Here is a 7,411-nt window from a genome sequence, read left to right as displayed (position 1 = left end):
GCGATTAATGATACTTCATCATTAGTTAAGCTTTCATGAATAAAATTCTCAAACGGTGTAATTGCATATTTAGTAAAAGAAAATAATTCACTATATGATGAAACAATTTTATGCAAATTTTTGTTATGAAATGGTACTTTAAATTTTGCTCGATAAAAGGTCGAAACTAAATGTGTTGTTAAAGCGTGTGCAAATCTATAAGAATTAATTTGTGAGCTAGATATAAGATTGAACTTCTCAATTATTTTATATGAGATAGGAAGAATGTTTTTAACAACTGAGTTTTCAAAATTAATTTTAAAAAACTGGCTGGTATTTACTACATTAGAAATAAAGTATGATTCATTATAATTGTCAATGTTATATTTTTTTAAAAGTTCATTTGACCATTTTAGTGAGTTAAATTCCTTATGAGATAGATTTGAATTATAGGGTAGCTGATTATTTTTATTTTGAAGCCTTTTTAATAACCAAACTAAAAAATAGCTAAGGATCGATACCGCATCATCAGTAAAGTAATTTTTGGTCGTTTTTTCTAAAGAATGTATTTGATAAGTAATTTCTAAAGCTTCCTCAGCTTTGATATTCAGTTGACTATATATAGCTGAATTTGGATTGCTTAATTGTTCCAATACCCAAAGTCGTTTTGTTAATTCACTTCCAGAAATACTTTTTCCCTTAGAGGTTTGACTTATTTGAAGCCCCTTTGTTGAAAGCAATCTTCTAGCAAGATTAATGTCGTCGAGCACGGTATTTTTAGAAACATTCAATCTTTTTGCAAGAGCAACGGTGCTAAATTGTGAATTATTAATTAATAACCAACAAATTAAGTTAGATCGCTGAACCTTATCAAGATTATTATTAAAGGCAGAATTTTTAAAAATTTCAAGTAACTTTTTCTTAGCAGTTGATGTTAAAAAGTAACCTACTTTTGAAAAATTTTGTATAGGATCAATATCCTGATTTTCTAAAGCTTGATTTATTTTCTTGATTAGATAAAAAACACTTCTTCTGGAAAGATTTAATTCATTCTCAAATTCATTAACACTAATATATTGCCCTTCAATTAACAATTTGAGTAGTTCCTCACTATGTTTAATTCTAAATAAATTTAACATTTTTTACCTCCCAAAAAGATTGCACATTCTAAGTGCAATTATTGCACTTGTAAGCGTTTTTGTAAATTGCTAGTCTTATAGTCGAAAGGAGGGAATGAATTGTTAGAGAAATTGTTAAATGAAAACACTGTCCAAATATCAAATGATAAAGATTTAGATTGGAGGCAAGCAATTAAACTAGCAGCTCAGCCATTGCTAAAAGAAGGGGCCATTGAAACAGAATATATTACAAGTATGATAGAAAATGTTGAAAATCAGGGACCGTATATAAATATTGGTTCCAAAATAGCAATGGCACATGCTAGGCCGGAATGTGGAGCAAATAAGATTTCACTTTCATTTTTAAAAACAAATTACACAATTAATTTGTTAAGTAAGGATCATCCAATTAACTTATGGTTTGTATTATCAGCAACAGATAATAAAAGCCATTTGAGTTTAATTAGAGATTTAATGAATTTGTTGACGGATAATGAAAAAATTTCCTATCTTTTGAATGCAAATTCAAAAGAACAATTATTAGCAGGATTAAACTTGAGGAGGAAAAAAGATGAAAATTTTAGCAGTTTGTCAAAGTGGTTTAGGAAGCAGCTTTATGGTTCAAATGAATATTCAACAAATTTTGCAAGATGAGTCAGTCTCAGATATTTCAGTTGATCATGCTGATGTTGGAAGCGTTTCATCGGATGCAGCAGATTATTTCTTTGTGGAAGCAACTTTAGCTGATGCTTTAGGAAACATTCAACAGAATAAAATAGTTAAACTGAATAGTTTGATTGATAAAAATGAAACTCAGCAGAAATTGAATGAAATCTTAGATAAAAATAATATTGATCATAAATAAGGAGCGTGATTTTTGTGAAAGCTTTGTTGAATTTATTCGTTTCAATTGTTACTCAACCAGCAATTTTAGTTGGTCTGATAGCGATGATTGGTCTCATGCTTCAAAAAAAATCTTTAACTACCGTAATTCAAGGAACAATAAAAACTGCAGTTGGTTTTTTAGTTTTAATAGGTGGATCAGGAATTTTGCAAGACTCTTTAGATCCATTTGCTAAAATGTTTAAGTTTGCACTTCATGTTCATGGTGTTGTTCCAAGCAATGAAGCCGTTGTTGCAATTGCATTGGTTAAATATGGATCAATTACAGCTCTTATAATGTTTGTTGGTATGATGATAAATGTTTTGTTGGCAAGAATTACCAAATTTAAATATATATTCTTGACGGGTCAAGCTATGCTTTATATGTCATGCTTAACAGCAGTAGTTTTAATTAGTGCCGGACTTGGGACAGGTTGGACAACCATTATTTTGGGCGGAATTTTTGAAGGTACGCTTTTAACGGTTACTCCAGCCTTATGTCAACCTTTTATGAGAAAAATTACTGGTGGTGATAATGTTGCCATGGGTCATACAGGCAATATTGGATATGCTACTTCTGGACTTATTGGAAAGTTATTTGGTGATAATTCAAAAAAAACTGAGGATTTAAATATTCCAAAGAGTTTTGGCTTTTTAAGAGATTCTACAGTATCAATTACTCTTTTAATGTCGATTGTTTATATAGTTATTGCTATCATTTCGGGACCAACCTTTGTTGAAAATAAACTAAGTTCAGGAACTAATTATTTAGTGTACTCCTTAGTTGAGGCTGGAACTTTTGCAGCTGGATTTGTCGTAGTTTTACAAGGTGTACGGATGATTTTAGGAGAAATTGTACCAGCCTTTCAAGGAATTGCTAATAAAATTGTTCCTAATTCAAAACCGGCTTTGGATGTGCCTATCATCTTTCCATATGCACCTAATGCAGTTTTAATAGGCTTTTTCACTAGTTTTATTGTTGGTACATTAAGTATGTTTGCTATGATTGCATTAAAAACAACAGTTATTATTCCAGGGGTTGTTGGTCATTTCTTCTGCGGTGCTGCAGCAGGAATTTATGGTAATTCTACTGGTGGTAGAAGAGGTGCTATTTTAGGATCAGCTGTCAATGGATTATTAATTAGTTGGCTACCAATTTTTATTTTACCAGTTTTGGGTAACCTTAAATTGGCAGCATCAACTTTTGCAGATACTGATTATTTAATTCCAGGCATTCTTTTGGGGAACTTAGGAAGCATGGGTACAATTGCCTTAGTTGCTGGAATTTTGATCTTCTTTGTAGCAGTTATTCTTTTGGGAACAGTGTTTAGTAAAAATAAAAAGATAACTGCGAGCAAATAATTGGTACGTTCCAAAAAATAAAAGGTTGACTTTTAATGCTTGAGGATTATTATAATCTATGTAAGCCCTTTTTTGGGAAATTTATAAGTTGAGGAGGCAGCAATGTGTTTAATGAACAAGATAAGTTATGCGTGAATGCAATTCGAATGCTTAGTTTCGATGCGATTGAAAAAGCAAATTCTGGTCATCCAGGGTTGCCAATGGATGCTGCGCCAATGGCATATGTTTTATGGTCACGTCATCTGAAGATATATCCAAAACAGTCTAAATGGTTTGATCGAGATCGCTTTATTTTATCGGCTGGACATGGTTCAGCGATGTTGTATAGCTTGTTGCATATGGCAGGATATCAAGTTTCAATCGATGATTTAAAACAATTTAGACAGGAAAATAGTTTAACTCCTGGACATCCTGAAGTTGGACATACAGATGGAGTTGAAGCAACTACTGGGCCACTGGGACAAGGCTTAGGTATGGCAGTTGGTATGGCAATGGCTGAGAAACATCTTGAAGCTATTTATAATCAGTCTGATCTAGAAATTGTCAATCACTATACCTACAGTATTGTGGGTGATGGAGATTTAATGGAGGGAATTTCCCATGAAGCTGCTAGTTTGGCAGGCCATTTGAAACTTGGCAAATTAATTGTACTTTATGATTCAAATGATATTTCGTTGGATGGCCCGACAAAAATGGCATTTGATGATGATGCAAAGCAACGTTTTGAAGGATATGGTTGGCAATATCTACGTGTTCAAGACGGTAACGATTTGGATGAGATTGATAAAGCTTTGTCAGAAGCAAAGCAAGAAGACCAACGTCCAACGATTATTGAAGTGAAAACTATAATTGGATACGGTTCACCAGATCAAGGCACAAACAAAGTTCACGGTGCACCATTAGGAGAAAGTAATGTTGCAGCTACACGTAAAGCGTATGGTTGGAATTATCAACCGTTTGAAATTCCTAATGAAGTATATGAACGATTCCATGAATTAATAATTGAAAAAGGTAAAAAAAGTTATGAAGATTGGAAAGATAATTTCAAGTCTTATGAACATGAGTACCCAAGCCTGGCAGGTCAATTTAAAGCTGGATTAACAGAAAAAGTTGATTTCAGTTGGATCAAGGAAGTTTCAAATTATCATGAAGGAACTTCTGCAGAAGCCAGCAGGGTAACTGGGCACAAAGTAATTTCAGCGATTTCTAAATATAATCCAGCCTTCTGGGGTGGATCGGCAGATTTATTTTCATCTAATAAAACAAACGCTGATGATACGAAGGCATTTGAACCAGCCAATCCAAAGGGACGTAATATTTGGTTTGGAGTACGGGAATTTGGTCAAGCTGCAGCAATCAATGGAATTGCTTTGCACGGTGGTACACGAATTTATGGTAGTACCTTCTTCGTTTTCTCAGATTATCTTCGTGGAGCTTTACGATTGTCTGCATTACAACATTTACCAGTAACTTATGTATTCACTCATGATTCAATCGCTGTTGGTGAAGATGGGCCAACGCATGAGCCAATTGAACAATTAATGAGTTTACGGGCTATGCCAAATGTAAATGTAATTCGACCAGCTGATGCTAATGAAGTTATTGCTGCATGGCAAGTTGCTTTAAATGCTGATATGACTCCTACAGTTTTAGTCTTAACACGACAAGCATTACCTGTATTGCCTAAAACAGATAAATTAGCTGATGAAGGAGTTAAACGAGGAGCGTACATTTTATCACCAGCGAAAAAGAATGTTCCTGACGGAATTTTAATTGCAACAGGATCAGAAGTAAGCCTTGCTTATGAAGCTCAAAAACAATTATTGAATGATGGAATTGATGTATCAATTGTTTCAATGCCTTCATTCGAATTGTTTGAAAAACAAACCAATGAATATAAAGAAAAAGTTTTGCCAAATAGTGTTTCAAACCGGATGTCTATTGAAATGGGGGCAACGCTTGGCTGGGAACGTTATGTTGGCAGAAATGGAGTAACTATTGGTATTAATAAATTTGGAGCTAGCGGCAATGGCCCATTGATCACTAAACATTACGGATTTAATGTAGAAAACGTTGTTGATCAGTACAAAAAAACATTTGTTAAATAAATGGAGGCTTTATAATGGCAAATAATAAATTAGACTTTAAAATTAAAATTTATTCCGATGGAGCAGATATCAGGGATATGCGAGAAGCTGCTAAAAATGATTTTCTTTCAGGCTTTACAACTAATCCTTCTTTAATGAAGAAAGCGGGGGTCAAGGATTATTTGACTTTTGCCAAGGAAGTTGTTAAGGAGTTTCCTGATTATTCAATTTCATTTGAAGTGTTTAGCAATGATCATGATACAATGCTGAAAGAAGCGGAACTGCTTCATTCTTTAGGGAAAAACGTTTATGTTAAGATTCCAATTATTACAACTGAGGGAAAAAGTACAGCATCGATTATCAAATATTTGTCTGAAAAAGGTGTTTCTATTAATGTAACTGCAATTGCAACGATTGATCAAGTAAAAGAAGCAGTGGCTTCATTTGCTCCTGGAACAAAGAACATTGTTTCAATTTTTGTAGGTCGTGTAGCTGATACAGGCACTGATCCTACAGAATTTGTTAAAGAAAGTGTGGCTGCAACAAAGGATCATCCAGAGGCTCAATTATTATGGGCAAGCACTCGTGAAGTGATAAATATCTTCCAAGCACAAGAATTAGGTGTTGATATTATTACTGTACCGCCAACAATTATTAAAAAGTTAGCTAATGTTGGCAAATCAGCTGAAAAGGTATCACTTGATACAGTTTTAGGTTTTGAAAAAGATATTAAAGCTTCAGGTTTGAAGATTCTTTAATATATTGTAAAACTAGCCTAAGTAGTAATATTTGCTATTTAGGCTAGTTTTAATTAGAAGGGAATGAAAAATTTGATAATTGAACCATCTTTACTAAGTGCTAATTTGCTGAATGTCAAACATGATTTGAATATATTACTAAATGAGCAAATTAAAAGAGTTCACGTTGATATTATGGATGGTAATTTTGTCCCCAATTTAGCTTTTACACCAGAATTTGTTAAACAGTTAGATGAGTCAACAAATCTTTTTTTGGATTGTCATTTAATGGTTAAAGATCCAGAAAAATGGGTTAGTTTTTTTGCCAATAGCGGTGCAGACTTAATAACTGTTCATGTGGAAAGCACACCACATATTCATCGAGTGCTGCAGCAAATTAAAGAACTAGGGAAGAAGGTAGGAATTGCTGTTAATCCTGGAACATCTCTTCAAGCTATTTTATGGTTATTACCATTAGTTGACCAAGTTTTAATAATGACTGTCAATCCAGGATTCGGGGGACAAAAGTTCATTTTTGAAATGACTGACAAAATTGTAGAACTTACTCAACTGAAAAAACGCTTTAATTATGATTTTGATATTGAAGTTGATGGTGGAATCAATGATAAAACTGGGAAATCATGTTTAGATGCAGGGGCAAATATTTTGGTTGCTGGTTCTTACATTTTTTCTGCAAGAAATATTACAGAACAAATTAATAAATTAAGAGTATTAAATTAGGGGGAATTTGAACTATGAAAAAGATTGTTTTTGGTTCAGACCATGCTGGTTTTCCTTTAAAAAAAGAATTAATTCCTTATGTCAAGAGTCTGGAATATCAAGTGACGGATCTAGGAACATTTTCAACGGAAAGTACGGATTATCCAATTTACGGGAAAAAAGTTGGTGAGGCTGTAGTTAAAGAAAAAAGCAATTTAGGTATTGCAATTTGTGGAACAGGGATAGGAATTTCGATTGCTGCTAATAAGGTGCCGGGTGTACGAGCTGCTTGTGTAACTAATCTATATGGTGCTGAGTATTCAAGAAAACATAATAATGCAAATGTTTTGGCGCTGGGAGCGAGAATTTTAAATATAGACCAAGCTAAAGAAATTGTCAAAAAGTGGTTAACTACAGAATTTGAGGGAGGAAGACATCAAAGAAGAATTGATGAAATTTCTGCTCTTGATGAGAGAAACGAAGAAAGATTTGATCAAATTGCAAATCTTAATTAGGTAAAAAAGTC

Annotated in this window: 8 protein-coding genes; 7 read left to right on the top strand and 1 reads right to left on the bottom strand. The window is 33.4% G+C overall.

The features are described 5' to 3' along the window. Positions 1-1,118, bottom strand: a 1,118-nt coding sequence (locus ON15_RS04405; protein ID WP_010580267.1) for a BglG family transcription antiterminator, incomplete at its 3' end; no start/stop codon positions are given. Between the two features lie 99 nt (positions 1,119-1,217). Between ON15_RS04405 and ON15_RS04400 the strand changes: the two genes are divergently transcribed. The 7 genes from ON15_RS04400 (at position 1,218) to rpiB (ending at position 7,400) form a co-directional block, all read left to right on the top strand. Beyond that, the gene (locus ON15_RS04400) at positions 1,218-1,751 is read left to right on the top strand and encodes a PTS sugar transporter subunit IIA (RefSeq protein WP_010580266.1); all 534 of its coding nucleotides are present in this window, start codon (positions 1,218-1,220) and stop codon (positions 1,749-1,751) included. Then, positions 1,669-1,962 carry a PTS sugar transporter subunit IIB gene (locus tag ON15_RS04395; RefSeq protein ID WP_026049483.1) on the top strand — a complete coding sequence of 98 codons (294 nt, stop codon included), beginning with the start codon at positions 1,669-1,671 and terminating at the stop codon, positions 1,960-1,962. Before ON15_RS04400 ends, ON15_RS04395 begins: the two co-directional genes overlap by 83 nt. 14 nt (positions 1,963-1,976) lie before the next feature. Further along, positions 1,977-3,341, top strand: a complete 1,365-nt coding sequence (locus tag ON15_RS04390) for a PTS ascorbate transporter subunit IIC (RefSeq protein WP_010580264.1) — start codon at positions 1,977-1,979, stop codon at positions 3,339-3,341. Between the two features lie 104 nt (positions 3,342-3,445). After that, complete coding sequence (gene tkt / locus ON15_RS04385; RefSeq protein ID WP_010580263.1) at positions 3,446-5,449, top strand: transketolase; 2,004 nt, start codon at positions 3,446-3,448, stop codon at positions 5,447-5,449. A gap of 14 nt (positions 5,450-5,463) precedes the next feature. Next, positions 5,464-6,186, top strand: coding sequence for a transaldolase (locus ON15_RS04380; protein WP_010580262.1), 723 nt, complete (start codon positions 5,464-5,466; stop codon positions 6,184-6,186). A gap of 63 nt (positions 6,187-6,249) precedes the next feature. Beyond that, positions 6,250-6,906 carry a ribulose-phosphate 3-epimerase gene (gene rpe, locus ON15_RS04375; RefSeq protein WP_010580261.1) on the top strand — a complete coding sequence of 219 codons (657 nt, stop codon included), beginning with the start codon at positions 6,250-6,252 and terminating at the stop codon, positions 6,904-6,906. Between the two features lie 14 nt (positions 6,907-6,920). Further along, on the top strand, positions 6,921-7,400 hold the full coding sequence (rpiB, locus tag ON15_RS04370) for a ribose 5-phosphate isomerase B (RefSeq protein WP_010580260.1): 480 nt from the start codon (positions 6,921-6,923) through the stop codon (positions 7,398-7,400). The last annotated feature ends 11 nt before the right edge of the window (positions 7,401-7,411 follow it).

This window comes from Liquorilactobacillus vini DSM 20605 (assembly GCF_000255495.1).
Taxonomy (GTDB): Bacteria; Bacillota; Bacilli; order Lactobacillales; family Lactobacillaceae; genus Liquorilactobacillus; species Liquorilactobacillus vini.
Note: the sequence above shows the minus strand (reverse complement) of the source record. Positions and strands in the feature narration are given on the sequence as shown.

Excerpts from the sequence above, each read along its gene's own strand:
- ON15_RS04380 (WP_010580262.1), top strand. The coding sequence starts at position 5,464 with ATGGCAAATAATAAATTAGACTTTAAAATTAAAATTTATTCCGATGGA.
- rpiB (WP_010580260.1), top strand. The coding sequence starts at position 6,921 with ATGAAAAAGATTGTTTTTGGTTCAGACCATGCTGGTTTTCCTTTAAAA.
- rpe (WP_010580261.1), top strand. The coding sequence starts at position 6,250 with ATGAAAAATTTGATAATTGAACCATCTTTACTAAGTGCTAATTTGCTG.
- ON15_RS04395 (WP_026049483.1), top strand. The coding sequence starts at position 1,669 with ATGAAAATTTTAGCAGTTTGTCAAAGTGGTTTAGGAAGCAGCTTTATG.